22 protein-coding genes are annotated in these 23907 nt (G+C 73.0%); 15 read left to right on the plus strand and 7 right to left on the minus strand.

What is annotated here, in order from left to right; translation table 11 throughout:
• Positions 1-89 precede the first annotated feature (89 nt).
• Positions 90-779 carry a lysophospholipid acyltransferase family protein gene (locus ABZU53_RS20480; RefSeq protein WP_354857892.1) on the plus strand — a complete coding sequence of 230 codons (690 nt, stop codon included), beginning with the start codon at positions 90-92 and terminating at the stop codon, positions 777-779.
• A 421-nt stretch (positions 780-1200) separates the two neighbouring features.
• Here ABZU53_RS20480 and ABZU53_RS20485 read toward each other — a convergent pair whose 3' ends face one another.
• The gene (locus ABZU53_RS20485) at positions 1201-2583 is read right to left on the minus strand and encodes a hypothetical protein (RefSeq protein WP_355067037.1); all 1383 of its coding nucleotides are present in this window, start codon (positions 2581-2583) and stop codon (positions 1201-1203) included.
• 155 nt (positions 2584-2738) lie between these two features.
• Here ABZU53_RS20485 and ABZU53_RS20490 point away from each other — a divergent pair, with 155 nt between their 5' ends.
• The 8 genes from ABZU53_RS20490 to ABZU53_RS20525 all read left to right on the plus strand — a co-directional run bounded on the left by ABZU53_RS20490 (position 2739) and on the right by ABZU53_RS20525 (position 12252).
• Positions 2739-4715, plus strand: coding sequence for a TIGR03960 family B12-binding radical SAM protein (locus ABZU53_RS20490; protein ID WP_354857897.1), 1977 nt, complete (start codon positions 2739-2741; stop codon positions 4713-4715).
• Between the two features lie 178 nt (positions 4716-4893).
• Positions 4894-5613: a TIGR03936 family radical SAM-associated protein gene (locus ABZU53_RS20495; RefSeq protein ID WP_354857991.1), complete on the plus strand. Its 720-nt coding sequence runs from the start codon at positions 4894-4896 to the stop codon at positions 5611-5613.
• A gap of 131 nt (positions 5614-5744) precedes the next feature.
• Positions 5745-8783, plus strand: coding sequence for an Rne/Rng family ribonuclease (locus ABZU53_RS20500; RefSeq protein WP_355067038.1), 3039 nt, complete (start codon positions 5745-5747; stop codon positions 8781-8783).
• 118 nt (positions 8784-8901) lie between these two features.
• Positions 8902-9414, plus strand: a complete 513-nt coding sequence (locus ABZU53_RS20505) for a hypothetical protein (protein WP_355067039.1) — start codon at positions 8902-8904, stop codon at positions 9412-9414.
• 166 nt (positions 9415-9580) lie between these two features.
• Positions 9581-9895 (plus strand): 50S ribosomal protein L21, encoded by a 315-nt coding sequence (rplU, locus tag ABZU53_RS20510; RefSeq protein ID WP_007464063.1) that lies wholly within the window; start codon positions 9581-9583, stop codon positions 9893-9895.
• A gap of 11 nt (positions 9896-9906) precedes the next feature.
• Complete coding sequence (gene rpmA / locus ABZU53_RS20515) at positions 9907-10161, plus strand: 50S ribosomal protein L27 (RefSeq protein ID WP_007464062.1); 255 nt, start codon at positions 9907-9909, stop codon at positions 10159-10161.
• 95 nt (positions 10162-10256) lie between these two features.
• The gene (gene obgE / locus ABZU53_RS20520; RefSeq protein ID WP_355067040.1) at positions 10257-11732 is read left to right on the plus strand and encodes a GTPase ObgE; all 1476 of its coding nucleotides are present in this window, start codon (positions 10257-10259) and stop codon (positions 11730-11732) included.
• A 70-nt stretch (positions 11733-11802) separates the two neighbouring features.
• Complete coding sequence (locus ABZU53_RS20525; RefSeq protein ID WP_354857907.1) at positions 11803-12252, plus strand: GNAT family N-acetyltransferase; 450 nt, start codon at positions 11803-11805, stop codon at positions 12250-12252.
• 52 nt (positions 12253-12304) lie between these two features.
• Here ABZU53_RS20525 and ABZU53_RS20530 read toward each other — a convergent pair whose 3' ends face one another.
• The gene (locus ABZU53_RS20530; protein ID WP_354857909.1) at positions 12305-12796 is read right to left on the minus strand and encodes a DUF4383 domain-containing protein; all 492 of its coding nucleotides are present in this window, start codon (positions 12794-12796) and stop codon (positions 12305-12307) included.
• 232 nt (positions 12797-13028) lie between these two features.
• Between ABZU53_RS20530 and ABZU53_RS20535 the strand changes: the two genes are divergently transcribed.
• Genes ABZU53_RS20535 through ABZU53_RS20545 form a run of 3 tightly spaced genes read left to right on the plus strand, consistent with a single transcriptional unit; the run spans position 13029 to position 15047 of the window.
• Positions 13029-13901, plus strand: coding sequence for a hypothetical protein (locus ABZU53_RS20535; protein WP_355067041.1), 873 nt, complete (start codon positions 13029-13031; stop codon positions 13899-13901).
• A 31-nt stretch (positions 13902-13932) separates the two neighbouring features.
• Positions 13933-14400: a phage holin family protein gene (locus ABZU53_RS20540; RefSeq protein ID WP_354857914.1), complete on the plus strand. Its 468-nt coding sequence runs from the start codon at positions 13933-13935 to the stop codon at positions 14398-14400.
• Positions 14397-15047: a DUF3618 domain-containing protein gene (locus ABZU53_RS20545; protein ID WP_355067042.1), complete on the plus strand. Its 651-nt coding sequence runs from the start codon at positions 14397-14399 to the stop codon at positions 15045-15047. The genes ABZU53_RS20540 and ABZU53_RS20545 overlap by 4 nt, the downstream gene beginning before the upstream one ends.
• 108 nt (positions 15048-15155) lie before the next feature.
• On the opposite strand, the gene ABZU53_RS20550 is transcribed toward ABZU53_RS20545, so the two are convergent.
• Positions 15156-16190, minus strand: coding sequence for a glycosyltransferase (locus ABZU53_RS20550; RefSeq protein ID WP_355067043.1), 1035 nt, complete (start codon positions 16188-16190; stop codon positions 15156-15158).
• A 92-nt stretch (positions 16191-16282) separates the two neighbouring features.
• Positions 16283-17527 (minus strand): cytochrome P450, encoded by a 1245-nt coding sequence (locus ABZU53_RS20555; RefSeq protein WP_354857922.1) that lies wholly within the window; start codon positions 17525-17527, stop codon positions 16283-16285.
• Positions 17528-17745: 218 nt separating this feature from the next.
• On the opposite strand from ABZU53_RS20555, the gene ABZU53_RS20560 reads away from it, so the two are divergent.
• A complete protein-coding gene (locus ABZU53_RS20560; RefSeq protein WP_354857924.1) occupies positions 17746-18135 on the plus strand; it encodes a hypothetical protein in 390 nt (129 codons plus the stop codon).
• Positions 18136-18186: 51 nt separating this feature from the next.
• Here the strand turns inward: ABZU53_RS20560 and ABZU53_RS20565 are convergent, their stop codons facing one another.
• Positions 18187-18405, minus strand: coding sequence for a DUF397 domain-containing protein (locus ABZU53_RS20565; protein ID WP_007464035.1), 219 nt, complete (start codon positions 18403-18405; stop codon positions 18187-18189).
• A gap of 68 nt (positions 18406-18473) precedes the next feature.
• Between ABZU53_RS20565 and pepN the strand changes: the two genes are divergently transcribed.
• Positions 18474-20990: an aminopeptidase N gene (gene pepN, locus ABZU53_RS20570; RefSeq protein ID WP_355067044.1), complete on the plus strand. Its 2517-nt coding sequence runs from the start codon at positions 18474-18476 to the stop codon at positions 20988-20990.
• A gap of 92 nt (positions 20991-21082) precedes the next feature.
• On the opposite strand, the gene ABZU53_RS20575 is transcribed toward pepN, so the two are convergent.
• Positions 21083-22297 (minus strand): FAD-dependent monooxygenase, encoded by a 1215-nt coding sequence (locus tag ABZU53_RS20575; RefSeq protein ID WP_355067045.1) that lies wholly within the window; start codon positions 22295-22297, stop codon positions 21083-21085.
• A 159-nt stretch (positions 22298-22456) separates the two neighbouring features.
• On the minus strand, positions 22457-23116 hold the full coding sequence (locus ABZU53_RS20580) for a PadR family transcriptional regulator (RefSeq protein WP_355067046.1): 660 nt from the start codon (positions 23114-23116) through the stop codon (positions 22457-22459).
• A gap of 129 nt (positions 23117-23245) precedes the next feature.
• Between ABZU53_RS20580 and nadD the strand changes: the two genes are divergently transcribed.
• Positions 23246-23842 (plus strand): nicotinate-nucleotide adenylyltransferase, encoded by a 597-nt coding sequence (gene nadD, locus ABZU53_RS20585; RefSeq protein WP_203178711.1) that lies wholly within the window; start codon positions 23246-23248, stop codon positions 23840-23842.
• Positions 23843-23907 lie beyond the last annotated feature (65 nt).

The following is a 23907-nucleotide window of genomic DNA, read 5'->3' on the forward strand; positions in this document are numbered from 1 at the left end:
AGCGGACGCCTCCCCACCTCCGTCCGGGAGGTGTGGAGGCGTCCGCTACCGTGACACCGCCTGCTCGCACCTCATCTGCCGGAGGACCAGTGCCCCTGCTCTACACCATCGGCAAGCTCACCGTGGCGCCCACGCTGCGGTTGGCGTTCCGCCCGACCGTGGAGGGTCTGGAACACGTGCCGGAGACCGGCGGCGCGATCTTCGCCGGCAACCATCTCTCGGTGGCCGACGAGCTGTTCCTCGGCACGGTGGTGCCCCGGCACCTGGCGTTCTGGGCCAAGTCGGAGTACTTCAAGGGCACCGGCGTGAAGGGCGCGTTCTCGAAGTTCGTCCTCACGGGTCTGGGCGCGATCCCGGTCGAGCGGGCCGGTGGGCGGGCCGCGCTGTCCGCGTTCGACGCCGCCATCCCGGCGTTGCAGGGTGGTGACCTGGTGGTGGTCTACCCGGAGGGCACCCGCTCCCCGGACGGCAAGCTCTACCGGGGGCGGACCGGGGCGGCCCGGCTGGCCATCTCCGCCGGTGTGCCGATCATCCCGGTCGGCACGATCGGCACGGACAAGGCTCAGCCGATCGGCGCCCGGGTGCCCCGCCCCGGCAGCGCCAAGATCACCGTCCGGTTCGGCAAGCCGCTGGACTTCACCGGTCGCCCGGACGACCGCGCCTCGCTGCGCCAGATGACCGACGAGCTGATGAGCGAGATCCAGAAGCTCACCGGCCAGGAGTACGTCCCGCGCTACGCCCCGCCGCGCGCCCACCCGGACCCGACCGGCGACGTCTGACCGGCGACGCCTGATCCGCGGGCCGGGGTCGTGTTGCCCCGGGATCTGCGGCGCTTGGCCCGCGCTGACCACGCGATGTGTGGCGCGGCGCCGGGACTGCGGCGTCTGAACCGCGCCGGGCCGGGGCCTCGGTTCCTTCCCGCGCGTCTGGCCGCCCACGGCGGACCCTTCGTCCGGGGCACTCGCTCCTCGAAGCGGCATTCCTGTGAGTCATAAAGATGACTCACAGGAATGCCGGTCTCCGGCCCGCTTCGTCCGCGTGACGTCACGGGGCGTAACGGGGCCGCCGGTGGTCGCGGTTCCGCTGACCCACTCGGGTCCGCGATCCGCCGCCCGGCCCGGCCCGGCCCCGCGATCCGCCGGCGGCCCGGCCCGCCCCGCCGTCGACGGTGCGGCGTCGCTCCTGTGGCCGGGGCGCGGCTCAGCCCCGCTCGGGCTGAACGATCTGGCCGCGCAAGGTTTTCAGCAGGTCGGCGCTGTCGACGACGGAGAGTCGGGTGAACACTCCGGTGGCGATGCTGCCGTGGTCGACCGAGGTGCACACCACCACGTCGCCGTCGGCCGGCCGGCCGATCGCGCAACGCTCGTGCCGACCCCGTACGCCGGTCTGCACCGTCTCGGGCGACTCCAGCGCGTAGCGCTCCTTGAGCCGCGTGATTTCCGCGTTCGCGTCCGCCTCCGGGTTCAGCCGGAAGCCGGTCCCGCCGAAGACCGTCACCCGCTTGCCGTCCGCCGTGGCGTACACGCCGGCGAAGGTGTCCTCGGCCAGCCAGTTCTCCTGGCGTACCTCGTTCTCCAGCTGTCGGGCCGCCGCGGCGCTGCCGTCGTCCTGACGCAGGCTCAGATCGGCGACCTGCTCGGGCAGCGCGGCGCGGGCCGGGTACTGCGACGAGATCGGCAGGCCGTAGTAGGCGGGGCATCCGCAGCAGCAGGCCAGGGTGAGCAGCAGAAGCCACGGCCAGCGACGCCGACGGCGGACCGGGACCGGCACGTACCCCTTCGGGGCCTCCCAGCCCGGCGGTGGCGTCACAGGCGGTGGCGTGGCCGAGCGCCGGCCCCGCCGCTGCTTCGGCACCCGGGCGGGCGGCGCCGGCCGCACCGGCGCGGTGGGTCGGCCGGACTGAGCCGGCAGGGTGGGCGGCCGGGCGGGCGGCGCCGGGTGGGCCGGTGGCGCCGGGTAGGCGGGCGACGTCGGGTATGCGGGCGACGTCGGGTGGGCGGGTGGCGGCGACACCGGGTGCATCCCGATCGGCGGCCCGGACCACTGCCGGGTCGACGGGGGCGCTGGGTAGTCCAACGTCGGGGGCAGCGGGGGCAGTTCGGCGGAGGGCAGGTCCCAGCCGCCGGTGTCCACCCCGGCCCACGGGTCGACCGGGGTGCGGTGCTCGGGCGGCTGCTCGGGCAGGGGCGGCGGCGGGGTCGGCTCGGCCGACTCACCCCAGGCACGCCTGCGCGGCAGCGGGGGAGGGACCGGCGCGGACCCACTCCACCGCGGCGCGGGGGAGTCCGCGGACGCGGCCGGCTGGGCCGCGGCTTCCTGGGCCGTTGGCTCCGGCTGGGCCGCGGGCTCCTGGGCCGTTGGCTCCGGCTGGGCCGCGGGCTCCTGGGCCGTCGGTTCCGGCTGGGCCGCGGCTTCCTGGGCCGCGGGCTTCTGGACCGTGGGTTCCGGCTGGTCGGGGGCGGTGGGGTGGTCCGGTGGTACGGGTGGGGAGGTCGACTCGTCGGCGACCGCCGGAGCGTCGTCCGGCTCCGGGCCCGGGGTGCGCCCGTCGGCCGGCCGTGCTCCCGGCTGGGGCTCCGGCATCGCGGCAATCTCCTCTCGCGCCGGTCCGAGGTTAGTACCGCGTCGCCACCGCCGCCGCCCGGGCATCCAGGCGGAGTGCGTGCACAGGTGGTTGGTCGGGCGGCATCGTGGCGTGCGCGCGGTCACCGGCGGGCGGGCGCGTACCCTTGGGCATCATGAGTGCCCCGTCCACGACGCCGCGCGCGGCCGCGACCAATTCCGTCTGGCCCCGGCTCGAGCCGCTGCTCCCTCAGGTCTCCAAGCCCATCCAGTACGTCGGCGGTGAGCTGGGCGCGGTGGTCAAGGACTGGGACGCCGCGACGGTGCGCTGGGCGCTCATGTATCCCGACGCGTACGAGGTGGGCCTGCCCAACCAGGGTGTGCAGATCCTCTACGAGGTGCTCAACGAGCTGCCCGACACCCTCGCCGAGCGGACGTACGCGGTCTGGCCCGACCTGGAGAACCTGATGCGCACGCACGGCGTGCCGCAGTTCACCGTCGACGCGCACCGGCCGGTACGCGATTTCGACGTCTTCGGCATCTCCTTCTCCACCGAGCTGGGCTACACCAACATGCTCACCGCGATCGACCTGGCCGGCATCCCGATGCTGGCCGCCGACCGCACCGACGCCGACCCGGTGATCGTGGCCGGTGGGCATGCCGCCTTCAACCCGGAGCCGATCGCCGACTTCATCGACGCCGCCGTTCTCGGCGACGGCGAGGAGGCGGTCCTGGAGATCACCGCGATCGTCCGGGAGTGGAAGGCCGAGGGCTCCCCGGGTGGCCGCGACGAGCTGCTGCTGCGGCTGGCCCGCACCGAGAGCGTGTACGTCCCGCGTTTCTACGACGTGGACTACCTCCCGGACGGGCGGATCCAGCGGGTCGTGCCGAACCGGGCAGACGTGCCGTTCCGGGTGCACAAGCGCACAACGATGGACCTGGACGCGTGGCCGTACCCGAAGAAGCCCCTCGTCCCGCTCGCCGAGACGGTGCACGAGCGGTACGCGGTGGAAATCTTCCGGGGCTGCACCCGGGGCTGCCGGTTCTGCCAGGCGGGCATGATCACCCGTCCGGTGCGGGAGCGGTCGATCACCACCGTCGGGCAGATGGTGCGCGAGGGCCTGGAGTTCTCCGGCTTCTCCGAGGTGGGCCTGCTGTCGCTCTCCTCGGCCGACCACTCCGAGATCGGCGACATGTGCTCCGGCCTGGCCGAGCAGTACGCGGGCACCAACGTGTCGCTGTCGCTGCCGTCGACCCGGGTCGACGCGTTCAACATCGACCTCGCGCAGGAGTTGTCCCGCAACGGGCGGCGTACCGGCCTGACCTTCGCCCCGGAGGGCGGGTCGGAGCGGATCCGCAAGGTCATCAACAAGATGGTGTCGAAGGAAGACCTGATCCGGACGGTCGTCACCGCGTACAGCAACGGTTGGCGGCAGGTGAAGCTCTACTTCATGTGCGGCCTGCCCACCGAGACCGACGAGGACGTCCTCGAGATCGCCGACATGGCCCACGAGGTGATCAAGGCCGGTCGGGCCGCGACCGGCTCGAAGGACATCCGCTGCACGGTCTCCATCGGCGGGTTCGTGCCGAAGCCGCACACCCCGTTCCAGTGGGCCGCCATGGAGCGCCCGGAGGTCATCGACCACCGGCTCAAGATCCTCAAGCAGGCCATCAACTCGGACCGCTCGCTGGGCCGGGCCATCGGCTACCGCTACCACGACGGCGAGCCGTCGCTGATCGAGGGCCTGCTCTCCCGGGGTGACCGCCGGGTCGGCTCGGTGATCCGGAAGGTGTGGGAGGACGGCGGCCGGTTCGACGGGTGGAGCGAGCACTTCTCCTACCAGCGCTGGGTGGACGCGGCGGCCGAGACGCTGCCGGCGTTCGGGGTGGATCTCGACTGGTACACCACCCGCCAGCGCGACGAGCTGGAGGTCCTTCCCTGGGACCACCTGGACTCGGGCCTGGACAAGGACTGGCTCTGGCAGGACTGGCAGGATTCGCTGAGCGAGTTCGAGCAGGACGACTGCCGGTGGACCCCGTGCTTCGACTGCGGCGTCTGTCCCTCGATGGACACCGAGATCCAGATCGGCCCCACCGGCAAGAAGCTCCTGCCCCTGACGCCGATCAAGGGCCTGAAAACCCCCACGCCCTGACCCCCGGCCCTCCCGGCCCCGCCCGTCGCCCGCGTCGATCATGAAGTTGTTGCCCGGAACACCGCGTGTCGCCGACAATAACTTCATGATCAACCGGTGCTGAGTTCCGAGGAGCGAGACGATCAGTAAGAAAAACCAGCCGGAGGGTGGGCAGGCGCCGGTCGTTCAGCGCGCCCGCATCCGGTACGCCAAGCGCGGGCCGCTGCGGTTCACCTCGCACCGGGACTTCGCCCGGGCGTTCGAGCGTGCGCTGCGCCGTGCCGCCGTACCGATCGCGTTTTCCCAGGGCTTCACCCCGCACCCGAAGATCTCCTACGCCAGCGCCGCGCCCACCGGGGTGGCGAGCGAGGCGGAGTACCTGGAGATCGGCCTTCAGGCGCCGGTCGAGCCGGAGGCGCTGCGCGCCGCGCTCGACGCCGCGCTCTCACCCGGGCTGGACGTGCTGGAGGTGGTGATCGCCGAGGGCGGCAGCCTGGCGGACCGCATCGAGGCGTCGCACTGGCACATCGAGCTGCCCGAGGTCGACACGGAGACGCTGCGCGCCGCCGTGGACGCCTTCACCGCTGCCGACGAGGTGCTGGTCGAGCGGATGACCAAGCAGGGGCGACGCACCTTCGATGCCCGTGCAGCGGTTATGTCGATCGATGTCCTCTCCCCGACGCAGACGCCTTCCGGGGCGCCGGCCGTACCGTGTGCGATACTCGAACTGGTCGTGCGGCAGGTCACCCCGTCCGTACGGCCCGATGACGTCCTTTCCGGCCTCCGCGTGGTGGCCGACCTGGAGCCGCCGGTCTCGCCGAGGGTGACCCGGCTGGCTCAGGGCACGCTGACCGCGCAGGGTGCGATCGTGGATCCGTTGGATGCGGATCGCGGCGGGGCAGCCATCGTTGGGCACTGACCGACGGTCAGCGCTCTTGCAGGCAGACTTCGGCGGTCGCGCACCACGCGCGCCCGGCGGAAACACTTTTGCGGCGACCCTGCGTGGCAGCGCTCACCCGCGCCCGGGGCAGCCAGAACTGGAGAACGTCCATGCTCGAGAACGAGCCCGAGGGCGGCGAACGGACCGGTTCACAGCCGGCCGGCGACACCGCTGACCAGAGCACCACCACCGACGGCGCCGCCGGCGCCCAGCAGGCGGGCGCGGAGAGCGCCGAGGCTGCCGCACCGCCACGGCGGGCGCGGGCCACCCGGCGTCGGGCCGCCCCGCTCAACCAGCCGGAGCAGGCCGAGGCGCCCGTCGAGGCGTCCGCCGGCGGGTCCGGCGCCGTCGAGTCGCCGCAGGCGGAGGTCTTCGCCCCGGTCTCCGGTGACCTGGACGTCGCCCCGAAGACCCCCCGACGCCGGCGCAAGGCGGCCCCCGTCGAGACGACCGCCGAGGAGCCGCTGGTCGCCGCCAGCGCGGAGCTGGCCTCCCCCGAGGTCGTTCCTCCGGTCAAGGTGACCCGCACCCGGCGCAAGAAGGCAACGCCCGCCGTCGAGGAGCCGCCGGCCGTCGTGGAGCCCGCCGCCGCCGAGGAGCCCGCCGTCGAGGAGCCCTCCGCCGAGGGGGACGCCGCTGAGACGTCGGCGGAGTCCGACCTGCGTCAGGCGGAAGCCGAGCTGAACGAGGCGCAGACCCCGCCGGACGGAACCGGCGCCGAGCAGGCGTTCGGTGACGCGCGGGAGCGCTCCGGCGAGGTGGCGCCCGGTGTCGCCGTGGCGAACGTGGCCGATGAGCCGATCGAGCCTGCCGAGGTCGTCGAGGCCGAGCAGCCGCGCACCCGCCGTCGGCGGGCCGCGCTCTCCGCACCCACAGTGCTGTTCATGGCACCCCAGCCGGACGCCGTGCCGGTGACCCGGCCGGCGGAGCCCGCTCCGGTGGCCGAGGAGCCGGCCGTCGAGGCCGAGCCGTCCCGTCGACGGCGGCGCGGTCGCCGCGACCTCGAGCCGGTGGAGCCGGTCGAGGCCGAGGAGGAGCCGACCGAGGAGGCCGACGAGGCCATCGAGGCGGACGAGGACGACGAGGACAGCGCCGCCGCGCGTCGCCGCCGTCGGCGTGGCCGCCGGGGTCGGGGCCGGGGCAAGGGCGGTGCCGACGACGCCGAGGACGAGGAGTCCGACGAGGCGGCGCAGGCCGACGAGGAGGAGACCGCCGAGGCCGAGGCCGAGGGGGACGAGGACGAGGAGTCCGAGGGCGGGGACGGGTTGACCCGTCGTCGCCGTCGTCGCCGCCGTCGCGGCGCCGGTGACACCGAGGGAGCCGCCGACGACGGTGTGCCCACCGTGGTCAAGATCCGCGAGCCGCGGCGCACGGTCGACGAGGTCCAGGGCGTGTCCGGCTCGACCCGGCTGGAGGCCAAGCGCCAGCGTCGCCGGGACGGGCGGGAGCAGCGGCGTACGCGGCCGCCGATCCTCAGCGAGTCGGAGTTCCTGGCCCGCCGGGAGGCGGTCGACCGGGTGATGGCGGTCCGGCAGCGCGGTGACCGCACCCAGATCGCCGTCCTGGAGGACGGTGTGCTGGTCGAGCACTACGTCACCCGAAACTCCTCGGGCACCATGGCCGGCAACGTCTACCTGGGCAAGGTGCAGAACGTGCTGCCCAGCATGGAGGCGGCGTTCGTCGACGTCGGCCGGGGCCGCAACGCGGTGCTGTACGCCGGCGAGGTCAACTGGGACACCTCCGGCCTGGAGGGGCGTGCCCGCTCGATCGAGCAGGCGCTGCGCTCCGGCGACTCGGTGCTGGTCCAGGTCACCAAGGACCCGATCGGGCACAAGGGCGCCCGGCTGACCAGCCACATCGCCCTCTCCGGCCGGCACCTGGTCTACGTGCCCAACGGCAACGCGTCCGGGATCAGCCGCAAGCTGCCGGACACCGAGCGCAAGCGGCTGCGCGACGTGCTCAAGAAGCTGGTCCCGGACGGCGCGGGCGTGATCGTCCGCACCGCCGCCGAGGGCGCCAGCGAGGACGAGCTGGCCCGCGACGTCAAGCGGCTCCAGGCGCAGTGGGAGGACATCCAGGCCAAGGCCGCCGAGGGTGGCGCCCCGGCGCTGCTCTACGGGGAGCCGGACCTGGTCATCCGCGTGGTCCGGGACCTGTTCAACGAGGACTTCCGCGAGCTGGTGATCGAGGGCGAGCAGTCGTACGACATCGTCGAGTCGTACCTGTCGCACGTCTCTCCGGACCTGGTCGACCGGGTGCGCCGGCACGTCGGGACGAGCGACGTCTTCGCCGAGTACCGGATCGACGAGCAGATCATCAAGGGCCTGGACCGCAAGGTCTTCCTGCCCTCCGGCGGCTCGCTGGTGATCGACAAGACCGAGGCCATGACGGTCGTCGACGTCAACACCGGTAAGTACACCGGCTCCGGGGGCAACCTGGAGGAGACCGTCACCCGCAACAACCTGGAGGCGGCGGAGGAGATCGTCCGCCAGCTCCGGTTGCGCGACATCGGCGGCATCGTGGTGATCGACTTCATCGACATGGTGCTGGAGTCGAACCGGGAGCTGGTGCTGCGCCGACTCACCGAGTGCCTGGGCCGGGACCGGACCAAGCACCAGGTCACCGAGATCACCTCGCTCGGTCTGGTGCAGATGACCCGTAAGCGGATCGGCGCGGGCCTGCTGGAGGCGTTCAGCGAGACCTGCGAGTGCTGCAAGGGCCGGGGCGTCATCATCCACACCGAGCCGGTGCCGGAGAAGCCGCATACCGGTGGGGCCGCGGAGAAGGTCAAGGCGGTCGCCTCGTCGGCGCCGGCCGCTCCGGCCGTCGAGGCCGGCACCGCGTCGTCCCGCCGCCGGGCGCGCAAGAGCGCCCCGGCCGAGCGCGCGGTGGTCGAGGTCGTCGACACCGACACCAGCGTCGAACCGGACGCCGACTACCAGGACACCATGGGGTACGACCTGTCCCGCTACGAGGCGGAGACCGAGGCGGCGCCGGCGGTGTCCGACAGCCTGCAGGGCGAGTCGGCCCGGCTGGCCGCGGCGGACGACCCGGACGCGCTCGCCGACGGCGACACCGACGAGGAGGCCGGTGGCGCGGGGCGTCGCCGCTCCCGTCGCGGTGGCGCCCGTCGGCGGACCCGCCCCTGACGGCCTGACCGGCCCGGTGTTTGGCGAGGTCCCTTTCCCGGCAATGTGACTCCGGGAGGGACCTCGCCGTTCCGGTCACCCCGGGCCGGGAGCGGTCGGCCCCGGTCAGGAGTAGAAGATGCGTCGCCTGCTCGCCGTCACCGTGCTGGTAGCCGTGCTCGCCGTCGGAGCCGGCTGCTCCGCCGACCGGTCGGTCGATGCGGGCCCGACCGGCGCGACCGCCGGGGCTTCCGGCCCGGCCGCCGGGTCCGGGGGCGCTCCCGGCGGGTCGACCGGTACGCCGGTGGGTGGCGGTGTCGCGGGCGACAATCGGCAGGTGTGCGCCGAGGCGCAGCAGGCCGGCGCCACCGCCGTCCGGGAGTACGTGGCGGAGCTGGGCCGGATGGTCGCGGCGGTGGGTGCGGGGGACACCGCCACCGCCGATGCGGCCCGCACGAGGGCGCAGACGGCGCTGGCCGGCTGGCGGGCCGCGCTGCGGGAGCAGTCGGCGCGGTCCACCGATCCGCAGCTCAAGACGTTGCTCAGTGACCTCGGCACGGAGGTCGCCGCACTCGGCGCGGACGTCGAGTCGATCGACGAGACCGAGCTGGACCGGCTCCAGCAGCGCCTCGACCAGCTCTGCGCCCGCTGACCAGGGCGGGCCGGTTTGGGGTCCGGGCCGGCAATGGCGTACTCTTGCCTGCGGCCCACCTTTGGTGTGCCGAGTTCCCGTGTGCCCGCGCCGCCGTGCACTGCTACCCGGCGAGCCGCCGCGGGGACGACCGCCAGCAGCCTCAACGACAGGGAGTCCGCCTCCGATGTACGCGATCGTCAAGACCGGCGGCAAGCAGTACAAGGTCGCCGAGGGCGACGTGATCGAGGTCGAGAAGCTCACCGGTGCCCCCGGTGACGCGGTGAAGCTCACCGCGGTGCTCCTCGTCGACGGTGACGACCTGGTGACCGACGCGGCGAAGCTTGCCGAGGTCGCGGTGTCCGGCGAGATCGCCGCGCACACCAAGGGCCCGAAGATCCGGATCCACAAGTTCAAGAACAAGACCGGCTACCACAAGCGCCAGGGTCACCGCCAGCCGTTGACCCAGGTCAAGGTGACCGGCATCTCCAGCGGGAAGTAGGTCGTCCTCCAATGGCTCACAAAAAGGGTGCGTCCAGCTCGCGTAACGGTCGTGACTCCGCGGCCCAGCGACTCGGCGTGAAGCGCTTCGGTGGTCAGGTCGTCAGCGCCGGTGAGATCATCATCCGGCAGCGTGGCACCAAGTTCCACCCCGGTGACCTGGTCGGCCGTGGCGGCGACGACACGCTTTTCGCGCTGTCCGCCGGTGCGGTCCTGTTCGGCACCAAGCGCGGTCGCAAGACCGTCAGCATCGTTCCGCAGCAGTAGCTCTCGGGCTTAAGCGGGCCGCGGACCTCCGGGTCCCGGCCCGCTTAGCCTTTTTCACGAAGTGCGAGGTGGACCTCGCTGGAAGGATTGACGCCGTGGCGACGTTCGTTGACCGGGTCGTCCTGCATCTGCAGGCCGGCGATGGTGGGCACGGTTGTGTCTCGATCCACCGCGAGAAGTTCAAGCCCTTCGGCGGGCCGGACGGCGGCAACGGCGGGCACGGCGGCAGCGTGTCGCTGGTGGTCGACCCGCAGGTGACCACGCTGCTCGACTTCCACTTCCACCCGCACGTCAAGGCCGACAACGGCAAGGGCGGCGCCGGGTCGAACCGGGACGGGGCCAACGGCCACAACCTGGTGCTGAAGGTGCCCAACGGCACGGTGGTCCAGACCACCGACGGCACCGTGCTGGCCGACATGGTCGGCGCCGACACCACCTTCGAGGTGGCCCGGGGCGGGCGCGGCGGGCGCGGCAACGCCTCGCTGGCCAACGCCAAGCGCAAGGCTCCCGGCTTCGCCGAGCTGGGCGAGCCCGGCGACCAGCTGGACATCGTGCTGGAGCTGAAGAGCGTCGCCGACGTGGGCCTGGTGGGCTTCCCGTCGGCCGGTAAGTCGTCGCTGATCTCGGTGATCTCCGCCGCGAAGCCGAAGATCGCCGACTACCCGTTCACCACCCTGGTGCCCAACCTCGGTGTGGTCCGGATGGACAACCACACCTTCACCGTCGCCGACGTGCCGGGCCTGATCCCGGGCGCGGCCACCGGCAAGGGCCTGGGCCTGGAGTTCCTGCGGCACATCGAGCGCTGCGCGGTGCTGGTGCACGTCATCGACTCGGCGACCCTGGAGCCCGGCCGCGACCCGGTCGCCGACATCGACGCCATCGAGGCCGAGCTGAGCCAGTACGGCGGGCTGACCGACCGCCCACGGCTGGTGGCCGTGAACAAGGTCGACGTGCCGGACGGCCGGGACCTCGCCGAGATCGTCCGCCCGGATCTGGAGGAGCGCGGCTACCGCGTGTTCGAGGTCTCCGCGGCCACCCGGGAGGGGCTCAAGGAGCTGACGTACGCGATGGCCGAGCTGGTCGAGGCGGAGCGCAAGGCGGCGCCGCCGGCCGAGCCGACCCGGATCGTGATCCGGCCGATGGCCGTGGACGACGCCGGCTTCACCATCACGGCCGAGGCCGACGGCTCGTTCACCGTCCGCGGCGTACGCCCGGAGCGGTGGGTCAAGCAGACCAACTTCGACAACGACGAGGCGGTCGGCTACCTCGCCGACCGGCTGGCCCGGCTCGGCGTGGAGGACAAGCTCGCCAAGGCCGGCGCCCAGCCCGGTGACCTGGTCCGGATCGGTGAGCGCGAGTTCGACTGGCAGCCGACGCTGTACGCGGGTGTGGAGTTCGCGCCCGGCAACCGGGGCACCGACGTCCGCCTGGAGGAGAAGTCGAACCGGGCCTCGGCGGCGGAGCGGCTCGCCGCCCGCAAGGCCCGCCGGGTGCGCTCGGCGGACGAGGTGGGCGCGGACTCGTCCGACGACGACGTCGAGGACATCGAGGACGAGGACGACGCCGAGTAGCCCGTTGCTCTCCGTGATCGGGACGACTGCCGGAAACCTGCGCGAAATCCACCCCGCCTAGCGTGGGGTGATGCTGATCGAGTCGCGGCCCGCCACCGATCCCGAGATCGCCGCCCTGGTCGTCGCCCAGCAGCGTGAGCTGCGCGAGGCCGACGGTGGGCTGGACGGGCAGGTGACCGTCGCCCACGACGACATCCGCTACCTGGCGGTGGTGGTGCACGGTCGGGCGGTCGCCTGCGGCGGGCTCCAGTCGCTCGACGCCGTCACCGGCGAGGTCAAGCGGATGTACGTCCGGCCCGCGTACCGGGGCCGGGGCATCGCCCGCCAACTGCTCGCCGCGTTGGAGGAGTGCGCGTTCCGGCAGGGGCACACGGTGGTCTGCCTGGAGACCGGCACGTACCTGCCGGCGGCCATCGGGCTGTACACCTCGTGCGGCTACGAGCCGGTCCCGGTGTACGGGGAGTACGTCGGCAACCCGTACAGCGTCTGTTTCGCCAAGCGGCTCCCGGTCGCGGCCTGACGGCGACGGGTCGCTCGCCCGCGGTGGCGGTCAGGCGCCGTGAATCGGCAGGTCAAGGCCGGTCGATCGGGGTGTCCAGGCGCCCACCGGTGCCCACCTGGTTGGACAGCAGCAGCCCGAGCGCGAGCATGCCGAAGCCGAGGGCGAGGTGCAGCCAGTTGTCGGCGTCGTTGACCGGCAGGATGTTCGCTCCGGCCTCGGGGTCGACCGCCTCGATCCCCAGGCCGTACAGCCAGAGGGCCAGGTAGATCGCGCCGCCGCCGGCCAGGAAGAGCCGGGCGCCGGCGACGCTGCGGGCCAGCACCAGGCCCACCAGCCCGAACAGCAGGTGCACCGCGTTGTGCAGGATCGACACCTGGAACAGCCCGAGCAGCTTGGCGTCCGAGTGGTGCCCGGCGAAGGTCAGCTCGCCGTAGTCGGTGGTGATGCCGGGGATGTAGCCGAGGATTCCGATCAGCAGGAAGACCCCGGCCACGACAAGCGCGACCACCTGCACCCGGGGTCGGGAGGCAGCAGGTCGGCCACCTCGCGCGTCTCGTGCCATCCCTGCCCCCTTTTTGTGGATCTGCCGGTCCCGCGAACCTCGCTGTCCGCAGCGCCGACGTGACGCAGCCCGACGATCCTCCATTTTGAAGTCGATCCCACCGGCCGCGCAGAGAAATGCACGAACAGGTATGGAAGCCGAAACGCAGGGTAGGTGAGTTGTCAGCGGCCACTGCGTCACGGCCGCATCCCCCCAGCACAACCGCGACGACTTTCCGAGCGGAAGGGAAATCATGACTTACGAAGTGTCACCCACGTCTTCCACGTACGGGCACGAGTCCACCAACGGCGGCGGCGTCCGCGAGCAGGCCCGGCACGTCGGGTCCGAGGCGGCGCACGCCGGTGGCGCGGTCGCCCAGACCGCGAAGGAGCAGGGCACCGAGGTCGGCCGCGAGGCCGCCCGGCAGGCCCGCAACCTCTACGGCGAGGCCCGCACTCAGCTCGCCAGCCAGACCGGTGAGCAGCAGCGCCGGGCCGCCGGCGGACTGCGGTCGATCGCCGACGAGATGCGCACCATGGCCGAGCAGGGTGGCCAGGCCGGCCCGGTGAGCGAGCTGGCCCGCCAGGCCGCCGACCGGGTGCACGGTGTGGCCGGCTGGCTGGAGGAGCGCGAGCCGGGCGACCTGATCAACGAGGTACGCGACTACGCGCGGCGCAACCCGGGCACCTTCCTGGTCGGCGCGGCGGTGCTCGGCGTGCTGGCCGGCCGCCTGACCCGCGGCATCTCCGACTCCGGCGACCACTCCGGCAACGGCTCCGCGGGCTACCGCGGCAACGGGGCGTACGACCCGGAGCAGACCGCGGTGATCCCCACGCCGCCGCCGGCACCCCGCACGACCGCGGACACCACCCCGGCGGGCGGCTACCTCGACCCGACCCCCGGGACGTACACCGAGCCGACCTCCGGCGGCTACAGCGACCCGACGCCCGGCGGCTACAGCGACCCGACGCCCGGCGGCTACAGCGACCCGACGCCCGGCGGCTACAGCGACCCGACCCGTCCGGACGGCTACACCGAGCCGGCCAGCACCGGTCAGCCGCTGCCGCCGGTGACCCAGACCGACCCGCTGCCGGGCGTGCCGTCCAGCGGCAGCCCCCGCCCGTGAGGCGCCGAGTCATCCGAAGGGAGGCGACGGCATGACCATGCCGACGCAGGGGTCCGGCCTGGACTCCGGTTACCACCCCGACGCGGGTGCCCCGCACACCGCGGCGGAGGTGAAGGGCAGCTCGCTCGGTGACCTGATGCGTCAGGTCACCACCGACCTGTCGACGCTGATGCGCCAGGAGGTCGAGCTGGCCAAGGCCGAGATCCGCCAGGAGGGCAAGAAGGCCGGCAAGGCCGCGGGCCTCTTCGGCGGCGCTGGCTTCGGCGGCTACATGGTGGCGTTGTTCGTCTCCATCGCCGTGTGGCAGTTCCTGGACAACGTCATGGACTCCGGCCTGGCCGCGCTGATCGTGGCCGTCATCTGGGCCGTGGTCGCCGCCGTCCTCTACTCGATGGCCAAGAAGAACGCCCAGCACGTACGCGGGCTCAAGCAGACCAACGACAGCGTGCAGCGGATCCCCGACGCGCTCAAGCCCCACCCGGAGGGAGTCACCCGATGAGCACCGATCCCGACCAGATCCGCCGGGAGATCGAAGCCACCCGCAACAGCCTCAGCTCCGATGTGGACGCGCTGGCGTACAAGGTCAGCCCGAGCCGCATCGTCGACGACCGCAAGCAGCGGGCCCGTTCCGCGCTGCAGAATGTGAGGGACAAGGTCATGGGAACCGCGTCTGACCTCGGCCACGGCACCGGCCACGCCGCCCACTCGGTGGGTGACCGTGCCTCCTCGGCGGCTTCCAGCGTCAGCGACGCCGCGCACTCGGCGGCCTCCTCGGTCAGCGACGCCGCCCACAGCGCGCCCCGGGTCATCCGGCAGAAGTCGCAGGGCAACCCGCTGGCCGCCGGCCTGATCGCCTTCGGGGTCGGCTGGCTGGCCTCCTCGCTGATCCCGGCCTCCCGCCGGGAGCAGCAGGCCGCCGCTCAGGTCAAGGACAAGGTCAGCGAGCACAGCGGCGCCGTGAAGGAGAAGCTGGGCGAGGTGGCCAGCGAGCTCAAGAACGAGCTGCGCGAGCCGGCCCAGCACGCCGCCGAGTCGGTGAAGTCCACCGCCCAGGACGCCGTGCACGCGGTCAAGGACGACGGCCGGTCGGCCGCCCAGGACGTCAAGGACCAGGCCCAGCAGGCCCGCCAGCAGGTCAGTTCCTGAGCCCACCGCAATCGGCGACAGCTCGCGTTCACCCCGGTGGCCGCGAGCTGTCGCATGTCCACCCGCGCCCCGACGCGGTCGCGGTGCAGCGGCGGCGCGGACGCCTGATCAGCGCCCGCGTCGGCCCGGTCGGCGAGCGGCCTGGCGGATACGGGTGTTGCCGTAGCGGACTCCGCCGAGCAGGAGGCGCTGGGCGACCGCCAGCCAGCTGCAGATGCCACGTTCGAGCAGCCAGAGTGGGGCGGCCAGCGAGGTGCTCGGTGGAAAGACGGTCCCGCCGTCGGCGCGGCGGCGGCCCACCTCGGCCACGGCGACGACAGTTGCCGCCGTGCCGAGCAGCAGCCGGGGCCGCCGCGCCGCGACCGCCGCGGCCAGCGCCGGCAGGACCGCGAGCGCGGTCAGCAGGCGGGCCGGCTGGGCCAGATCGTCGTACGCCTGGCGGACCCGCTGGCCCCGGAAGTGCGTCGCGTCCGGCGGCAGCCGGCGTACGTACAGCCAGGGCGGCGCGACCTGGACACCGCCGTACGCGCGTACGGTGCGGATCAGCTCCAGGTTCTCGAAGAGCACGTCCGGGTCGTACCCGCCCATGGCGAGGAACGTGCTGCGGCGCACCGCGAGGGTGCCGGGATAGTCGTCTCCGAGCGCCCGGTTGAGCAGCGTCCGCCCGGTGTCCCACCAGGCGTGCCAGGGCAGTGGGTCGAAGTAGTTCTGCGGCCGGACCAGGTCGACCCGGCCCAGCAGCCGGTGCACGGCGCGCAGCCCGGCCTCGTCGTACCGGACGTCGTCGTCGGCGATGACCACGTGTTCGTGGTGTGCCGCGTCGACGCCGGTGTGCACCCCGACCACCTTGCCGTTGTGCCCTCGCCCGGCGGGATCGGGCGGCAGGTGCCGGACCAGCCCCTGCCAGGCCACCGCGTGCCGGGCGAAGAGCTCCGGCGGTGACCCGTCGACGACGAGCACCTCGACGAGGCCGCTCAGCCGGCGCAGGTAGCCGGTCAGCTCGTCCAGACCGCTGTCGGTGTGCCAGCGCAGCGGCAGCACGTACGCCATCGGCAGGACGGCCGGCGGCAGGGTGGTCGGCGGTGTGCCGGTGTTGTCGTGCCCGGCTCGCCGGGCGGCGTCACCGGCGGCCGGGAAGGGCATCGGCGCCTCCTGGGCAGGCGGTCCGCGGCCGGCGGTGGGCGGGCCGCCCGCTGCACGTGCCCGCCCTGCCTCGATCCAAACCGGCGACGGGGTCAGGCGCGGCGGATGTTGGTGAGGGTCAGGCCGCTGGGCGGCAGCGCGGGCATGCGCCGCAGGTCCAGGGTCAGGTCCTGCGGCGGGACCTCGTAGCGCATACCGCCGGTCAGGTTCGTGACCGCCCGCTTCATCAGGTCGATGGTGATCCACTCGCCGGCGCAGCGGTGCCCGGTGGTGTGGTCGCCGCCGCCCTGCGGGACCAGCTCGAACGGGTCCACACGGCGGCCGGCGAACCGCTCGGGACGGAACAGCTCCGGTTCGGGCCAGAGCGCCGGGTGGTGGTTGGTGCCGTAGAGGTCGAGCAGCACCCGCCGTCCTCGGGGGAAGTGGTGGCCCTCCCAGTCGAACGAGCGCCGGACCCGGGCGGCGGCCATCGGGAAGAACGGGTAGTAGCGACGTACCTCCTGGACGAACTGCTCGGTGGCCTCGTCGTCACCGTGGACCCTCTCCCGCCAGCCGGGATGGTCGCGCAGGGCGAGCGCGGCGAAGACGATGTACCGGTCCACGGCGACCACCGGGCGCAGCAGGTTGAGCAGTTCGACGGCGGCGGCCCGGCGGGGGAGCAGCGCCCCGCGCGCGTCGCGGTGCTCGGCCACGATCTCAAGCGGGCTGCCGGCCGGCGGCGGGTGGATGCCGGTCCGGGCCCGTTCGACGAGGTCGCCGAGCCAGCGTTCGGCGCGACGGCGGGCGAGCAGGCCCCGCCAGTGCCGTGGGCCGACGACCGCCGGGCCCTCGATCATGGCGTGCAGTTCGACGGCGCGGCGGGTGACCTGCGACGTGGCCAGCGGCACCCCGGCCCAGGCGCAGACCGCCCGGGTCAGCAGGCGGCCCAACTCGTCGTAGAGCGGCACCGGCCCGGCCGCCTCCCAGGCGGGGATCCGCGCCCGCCACTCGTCGTCGAAGAGCTGCCCGAGGCGCTGGATGGCCGTCGGCGTCATGATCGACATGAGCATGGCCTTGCGGTCGGAGTGCTCCGATCCGTCCAGCCCCTGCACGCCACCCCGGCCGGTGAGCGTCCGCTGCACCCGCAGGTGCATCGCGCTGTCGCGCTGGAAGCGCTCGTTGTCGTAGAAGAGCATCGCGGCCGGCCGGCCCCGCAGGCAGATGGTCGGTGCGAGCAGGATGCGGGCCTGGAAGACGTCGCTGCCGTACCGCTCGCAGCGCTCACCGATGAACCGGTAGCCGGCGCGGAGCAGCGCGAGGGTGCTGTCCGGCGTGCGGTCGGCCGGCATGGTCGCCATCGGGTCTCCTCGGGTGCGAGCGGTGGCCGGCGTCGCCGTCGCGCTGCGTCTACCCGTGTTGCCGCCGCTGAATCCCCGCGGCGACAGCGCGTCGGCTGGCCCCTCCCACGGGCGGCGGAACCTGGTTTGCTCAGCTGGTGGGGCCACCGTGAGCCGGCAGCACCGGTCGGCCGGTGCGGCCCTCGGTGGGCCGATGGCCACGACCACGGGGAGGGCGAATGCACGACAACAGGTCGCCGCACTGGCGGCAACGGCGGGCGGTCGCGGCGACGGGCGCGGGTCGTGCCCTGCGCCCACTGATCGGCCCGCCCGGTCGGCCGTTGCGGCCGCGCCGGTTCTTCACCGTGCACCTGGGCTTCACCGCGCCGGGCGCGGCCGACGCCCGCGAGCAGGCGGTGGCGTACGCGGAGGCGCTGAGCCTGCTTCGCCCGGAGGTGGCCCTCGGTGCGGCGGCCCTGTCACCGGCCGACGCGTGGCACCGGGCCGAGCGGCTGTTCTGTGGCGCGGTCGGCCCGGACGGGGAGCGTTGCGTCGATGTCGCCGAGCATCCCGGCTTCCACCACGCGCCGGGTCCCGGCGGTCTCGGCTGGGGCGACGGTGATGCCTGACCTGGCGTCGCGGGTGGCGGTCGTTCCTCGCCACCCGCGACCGCCGGGCGATCAGTCCAGGTCGAACTCGCCGTCCTGCGCGCCCGCGACGAACGCGTCCCACTCGGCCTGGGTGAAGACGAGCACGGGGCCCTCCGGCTCGGCGGAGTTGCGCATCCCGATCAGATCGTCGACGAACGCGACCTCGACGGCGCTCTCCGAGGTGTCCCCCTCGGCCCGTTGCCAGACGGCCCGGGAGAGGTCGAAATCGCCCTTGGGGTGCTGCGCCATGGTTCTTTCCTCCAGTGCGGGGGCCGTCTGGGGACCGCGTGCCGATCCCCATCGGGCAGGATAAGCGGATGCCGAGCCTGACCCGTGTAGAGGCGACCGCGCGTGGCGCGGCGATTACTGTCGAGTCCTATCAGGTGGACCTCGACCTGACCGGCGACGGGGACCTGTTCCGTTCCCGCGTCGAGATCCGGTTCCGGGCGACCCCCGGCACCGCGACCTTCGCCGAGGTCAAGCCCGCCAACCTCCTCGCGGTACGCCTCAACGACCGCGACGTCAACCCCGGCACGTTGACCGACAACCGGCTGCCGCTGGCCGACCTCGACACGACGAACACCCTGTTCGTCGAGGCGGAGATGGCGTACTCCAACGCCGGGGAGGGGCTGCACCGCTTCGTCGATCCGGCCGACGGCGAGACCTATCTCTACGCGATGTCGTTCCTCGACAACGCCCAGCGCATCTTCGCCGCGTTCGACCAGCCCGACCTCAAGGCCCCGTTCACCCTCACGGTCACCGCGCCGCCGCAGTGGACCGTCTCCGGCAACGCCGAGGTGGTCGCCACCCCGGCCCCGGGGCGCTGGGAGTTCGCCCCGACCGCGCCGCTGGCGACGTACTTCTTCTCGCTGATCGCCGGGCCGTACCACGTCCGGCGGGCCGAGCACGACGGTGTGCCGCTGGGCCTCTACTGTCGACGGTCGCTCGCCGAGCACCTCGACGCCGACGCCGAGGAGATCTTCACCGTCACCGGGCAGTGCCTGGACCGGTTCCACCAGCTCTTCACCGAGCGCTACCCGTTCGGCAAGTACGACCAGGCGTTCGTCCCCGAGTTCAACGCCGGGGCGATGGAAAATCCGGGCATCGTCACCTTCCGCGACGACTACGTGTTCCGCTCGGCGGTCACCGACACCCAGCGCGAGCTGCGGGCCACCACCATCGCCCACGAGATGGCGCACATGTGGTTCGGTGACCTGGTCACCATGCGCTGGTGGGACGACCTGTGGCTCAACGAGTCGTTCGCCGAGTACCTGGGCACCCGGGTCACCGCCGGGGCGACCCGCTTCGACCAGTCGTGGACCACGTTCGCCATGCGCCGCAAGGCCTGGGGGTACGCGGCGGACCAGCGCCCCTCCACCCACCCGGTCGCCCCGCCGGAGGTGGCCGACGCCGACGAGGCCCTGCTCAACTTCGACGGCATCTCGTACGCCAAGGGCGCCTCCGTGCTGCGGCAGCTCGTGGCGTGGCTCGGCGACGAGGCGTTCCTCGCCGGCCTGAACGCGCACTTCGCCGCGCACCGCTTCGGCAACGCCACCCTCGCCGACCTGCTGGCCAGCCTGAGCACGGCCAGCGGCCGGGACCTGTCCGAATGGGCCGAGCTGTGGCTGCGCCAGCCGCAGGTCAACACGCTGCGCGCCGAGGTCGCCGTCGACGCCGACGGCCGCTACACCGAGGTCGCCGTGGTGCAGACCGCGCCCGAGTCGCATCCGGTGCTGCGTCCGCACCGCATCGGCGTGGGCCGGTACGCGGCGGATGGCACGGTGCGGCGCGACGAGGTGGATCTCGACCCGGCCGTCGACGGTGGTCGGACCGTGCTCGGCGCGTTGACCGGCGAGCCGGCGGCCCGGGTGCTGCTGCTCAACGACGGTGACCTCACCTTCGCCAAGGTGCGCCTCGACCCGGCGTCGGCGGACGCCGTCGCGCTGGTCCTGCCGGGCCTGGCCGACCCGCTCACCCGGGCGGTGCTCTGGAGCGAGGCACTGGACGCGGTGACCGACGGGGAGCGACCGGTCAGCGGCCTCGTCGACCTGATGGTCGCGGCGCTGCCGGCCGAGACCGAGGTGATCATCGCGGAGGACGTGCTGACCCTCAGCCGGTCCCTGGTGGACCGCTACCTCGACCCGCTGGCCCGTTCGGCGGCGCTGGCCCGGGTCGCCCTGGCCTGCCGACAGCTGCTGGACGGCGCCACGGCGGGGGAGTCGTTGCAGCTCGCCGCCGCGCGCGGCTGGATCGCCGCGACCACCGACACGGACCTGCTCGTCGGTTGGCTCGCCGGCCGGGACGTACCGCCGGGGCTGAAGGTCGACGCCGAGCTGCGGTGGGCGGTGCTGCGCCGGCTCGTGGTGCTGGGCGCGGCCGGGGAGGCGGAGATCGCCGCCGAGGCGGCCGCCGACGTCAGCTCCACCGGCGCGGAACGGGCCGCCCGCTGCCGGGCCGCTCTGCCCGACCCGGCCGCCAAGCAGGCGGCATGGGAGATCATCGTGCGCGACACCGAGCTGTCCAACCGGCTGCTGGAGGCGACGGCCGAGGGGTTCTGGCAGCCCGAGCAGGCCGACCTGACCGCCGCGTACGTCGAGCGGTACTTCACGGAGATGCCGGCCGCCGCGCGTCGGCGTACCGCGTGGACGGCCGACCGGGTGGCGAAGCTGGCGTTTCCCCACTACGCCGTGGCGCAGCCGACCCGGGAGGCGGCCGCGGCGCTGCTGGCCCGCGACGACCTGACCCCGGGCCTGCGCCGGGTGGTCACCGACACGGACGACGACCTGCGGCGCGCGCTCGTCGCCCGGACGGCGGTGGCCGCCGCCGCAGCCTGAGGCGGGGTCACGGCGGCAGCCTGAGGCCGGGCCGCCGAGACGATCCGGTGCCGGCAGGGCGCGGGGCGGCCCGGCCACCCCGCGCCCTGCGGTCAGCGCAGCGCGGGCTCCGCCGTCACCGGGGCGTCGAAGTCGATGACGTGGCGCTGCTCGTGGGCGATGGTCCGTTCCGGGTCCATCGCCGTGCGCACGAGCAGCGGCATCAGCAGCGGCATCAGCGTCCGCGCGACCGGTCCCGGGGCCTTGGTGTGGTTGATCCGCGCCGCGCGGGCGGCGACCTTCTCGACCCGGGTACGGCGCAGCCGCACGTACGCGTCGAACGCCGACGCCACGTCGGGCAGGTCCCGCAGGCAGCGGGCGAGCTGCACCCCGCTCTCGATGGCGAGCGAGGCGCCCTGCCCGGAGCTGTTCGACGGCGCGTGCGCCGCGTCGCCGACCAGCACCATCCGCCCCCGGTGCCAGTGCGGCACGGGCGGCATGATCTGCAACGACCCGACGACCTGGAGTTCGTCGGCGCTGCTGGTGGCCATCAGCTCACCGCCCGGGTCGTCGTCGCCGTAGGTGGTGCGCAGCGTGTCCAGCCACTGCTCCACCGGCACCGTGCGGGCCTCGACGAGGCTCATCGGCCGCTGCTGCGGCAGGTTGGCCCCCCAGCGGGTGCCGCCGCCGGGCTCCGGCCAGTACAGGTAGTAGCCACGTCGCCCGAACGCGAACGTCATCGTGCCCGCCTCGGCGCCCACCTCGTGCCGGGCGACCGCCTCGAAGCCGAGCAGCCCGGTGAACCGGGGGCCGGGCGCGGCCGGGTCGATGAGGCCACGAACCGTGGACCGGATGCCGTCCGCGCCGACCAGGACGTCGGCGGTGGCCGTGCTGCCGTCCTCGAAGCGCGCGGTCACGCCGCTGTCGGTCTGCTCGACGGCGACCAGCCGCCGGCCGTACGCGAAGGCGACGCCCTCGGCGACCGCCCGGTCGTGCAGAACCCGGTGCAGCTCGGCCCGGTGCACCACGCGCAGCGGCGGCACTCCGGCCAAGGTGGGCAGGTCGATGCGCCGACGGCCGACGGCCATGACGGTGCGGTCGATCGGGGTGGCGATCGCCGTCACCGCCTCGTCCGCGCCGACCGCCCGCAGGGCCGCCACGCCGTTGGGCGCGAGCGCGAGGGTGCCGCCGATGCCGCCCACCCCGGCGGCGGTCGCCGGGTACGCCTCGTGAACGGTGGCGGTGATGCCGGCGCGGTGTAGCGCGAGCGCCGTCACCGGGCCGGCGATGCCGCCGCCGATGACGATCGCGGTTCGTGCCGTTGTCATGCTCTCTCCCTGGGTGTCGTCGGGTGCGTGCGTGCGAACCGACCTGGGAGGGAACCCGGTTATCCTCATGACTGCCGCTTCGGGCCGGGTGCCTGCTCAGGTGTCGGTTCGAGGTAGGGCTCCGGCGGGGTGTTGGCGCACCCCGCCGGAGCTGTCTTCTCAGTCGGCGTTGTCGGGGTCGCTGCTGGTCCTCTCGGCCAGCTCGATCAGCTCGGCCGGCATCTCGCCGGTCTCGTGGAAGGCCCGCCACGTGTCCAGCCCCGGGTAGCTGCCCGAGGTCAGCTCGGCGAGCAGGGCCCGCAGCCAGGTCGCCTCAGCGGCTCGCATGGCCAGGTCGTACTCCGACTCCACCAGGAACAGCCGGGGGATCTCCCGCAGGTGGGCGTCGAGCGTCTCGCGGTCCCGGCGGAGCGCGTCGTCCAGCCGGTCGAGTCGCTGCCGGAGCAGGTCGGTGGCCTCGTCGGGATGCAGGGCGGCGAGGACGGACAGGCCGGCCCGGAAGCGGGGATGCTCCGGCATCGGCGTGGCGACCAGCTCGCGCGCCCAGTCGACCAGCTCGGCCCGCCCCGCGTCGGTGATCCGGTAGACGGTGCGTTCCGGGCGTCGGCCCTCGCGGACGCTCTCCACCGCGGCGATCAACTGGTGTTTGTCCAGGTTGCGGATGACCGTGTAGAAGGAGCCCCACTTGATCTCCATGTCCTGGTCCTTGCCCCAGGCGCGCAGGGTGCTTGCCATCTCGTAGGGGTGCATGGGCCGCTGGACGAGGGCGGAGAGCACGGCCAGTGCCAGCAGGTTGCCGACCTTGCGCCGCTTGGGCATGACGTCCCCTTACTCGCTCGCAATTACTCGTAGACGAGTATATGCATGGGATCGGTCGCCGGGCGACCCCCTCGTGCGCCGGCACCGGGCCGGAGTGGCCGGCCACGATGCCCGGCCTACGATCACGGGGTGGAGGAAGATATCCGGCGGATCGGGATCATGGGCGGCACCTTCGACCCGATCCACCACGGGCACCTCGTCGCGGCCAGTGAGGTGGCGGACCGGTTCGGCCTGGACGAGGTGGTGTTCGTCCCGACCGGGCAGCCATGGCAGAAGGCTGACGAACCGGTCAGCCCCGCCGAGGACCGGTACCTCATGACGGTCATCGCCACCGCCTCCAACCCCCGGTTCCAGGTCAGCCGGGTCGACATCGACCGCAGCGGGCCCACCTACACCGTCGACACCCTGCGCGACCTTCAGGCCGAGTACGGCCCCAAGGTGCAGCTGTTCTTCATCACCGGCGCGGACGCGCTGCAACGCATCCTGTCCTGGAAGGACCTGGACGAGATCTTCGAGCTGGCCCACTTCATCGGGGTGACCCGCCCCGGCTTCCCGCTTACCGACGAGCACCTTCCGGCGGACACGGTCAGCCTGATCCAGGTGCCCGCGATGTCCATCTCGTCGACCGACTGCCGCGCCCGGGTCGCCCGGGGCGAACCGGTCTGGTATCTGGTGCCCGACGGTGTGGTGCAGTACATCGCCAAGCGACGCCTCTATCAGCCCTGATCACGTCCGGTATGCACCGTTCCGTACGTCTAATCGACCAGAACTGACGGGTCGTGACCTCGCCG

Source organism: Micromonospora sp. NPDC005194, assembly GCF_040608335.1.
Taxonomy (GTDB): Bacteria; Actinomycetota; Actinomycetes; order Mycobacteriales; family Micromonosporaceae; genus Micromonospora.

Bases quoted from the DNA above. Each gene is read 5' to 3' on its own strand.
- ABZU53_RS20525 (WP_354857907.1), top strand. From the start codon at position 11,803: ATGCTGATCGAGTCGCGGCCCGCCACCGATCCCGAGATCGCCGCCCTG.
- ABZU53_RS20500 (WP_355067038.1), top strand. From the start codon at position 5,745: ATGCTCGAGAACGAGCCCGAGGGCGGCGAACGGACCGGTTCACAGCCG.
- pepN (WP_355067044.1), top strand. From the start codon at position 18,474: ATGCCGAGCCTGACCCGTGTAGAGGCGACCGCGCGTGGCGCGGCGATT.
- ABZU53_RS20565 (WP_007464035.1), bottom strand. From the start codon at position 18,405: ATGGCGCAGCACCCCAAGGGCGATTTCGACCTCTCCCGGGCCGTCTGG.
- ABZU53_RS20560 (WP_354857924.1), top strand. From the start codon at position 17,746: ATGCACGACAACAGGTCGCCGCACTGGCGGCAACGGCGGGCGGTCGCG.
- ABZU53_RS20530 (WP_354857909.1), bottom strand. From the start codon at position 12,796: ATGGCACGAGACGCGCGAGGTGGCCGACCTGCTGCCTCCCGACCCCGG.
- ABZU53_RS20555 (WP_354857922.1), bottom strand. From the start codon at position 17,527: ATGGCGACCATGCCGGCCGACCGCACGCCGGACAGCACCCTCGCGCTG.
- ABZU53_RS20490 (WP_354857897.1), top strand. From the start codon at position 2,739: ATGAGTGCCCCGTCCACGACGCCGCGCGCGGCCGCGACCAATTCCGTC.
- ABZU53_RS20575 (WP_355067045.1), bottom strand. From the start codon at position 22,297: ATGACAACGGCACGAACCGCGATCGTCATCGGCGGCGGCATCGCCGGC.
- ABZU53_RS20485 (WP_355067037.1), bottom strand. From the start codon at position 2,583: ATGCCGGAGCCCCAGCCGGGAGCACGGCCGGCCGACGGGCGCACCCCG.
- ABZU53_RS20535 (WP_355067041.1), top strand. From the start codon at position 13,029: ATGACTTACGAAGTGTCACCCACGTCTTCCACGTACGGGCACGAGTCC.
- rplU (WP_007464063.1), top strand. From the start codon at position 9,581: ATGTACGCGATCGTCAAGACCGGCGGCAAGCAGTACAAGGTCGCCGAG.
- rpmA (WP_007464062.1), top strand. From the start codon at position 9,907: ATGGCTCACAAAAAGGGTGCGTCCAGCTCGCGTAACGGTCGTGACTCC.
- ABZU53_RS20505 (WP_355067039.1), top strand. From the start codon at position 8,902: ATGCGTCGCCTGCTCGCCGTCACCGTGCTGGTAGCCGTGCTCGCCGTC.
- ABZU53_RS20545 (WP_355067042.1), top strand. From the start codon at position 14,397: ATGAGCACCGATCCCGACCAGATCCGCCGGGAGATCGAAGCCACCCGC.
- ABZU53_RS20550 (WP_355067043.1), bottom strand. From the start codon at position 16,190: ATGCCCTTCCCGGCCGCCGGTGACGCCGCCCGGCGAGCCGGGCACGAC.
- ABZU53_RS20580 (WP_355067046.1), bottom strand. From the start codon at position 23,116: ATGCCCAAGCGGCGCAAGGTCGGCAACCTGCTGGCACTGGCCGTGCTC.
- ABZU53_RS20540 (WP_354857914.1), top strand. From the start codon at position 13,933: ATGACCATGCCGACGCAGGGGTCCGGCCTGGACTCCGGTTACCACCCC.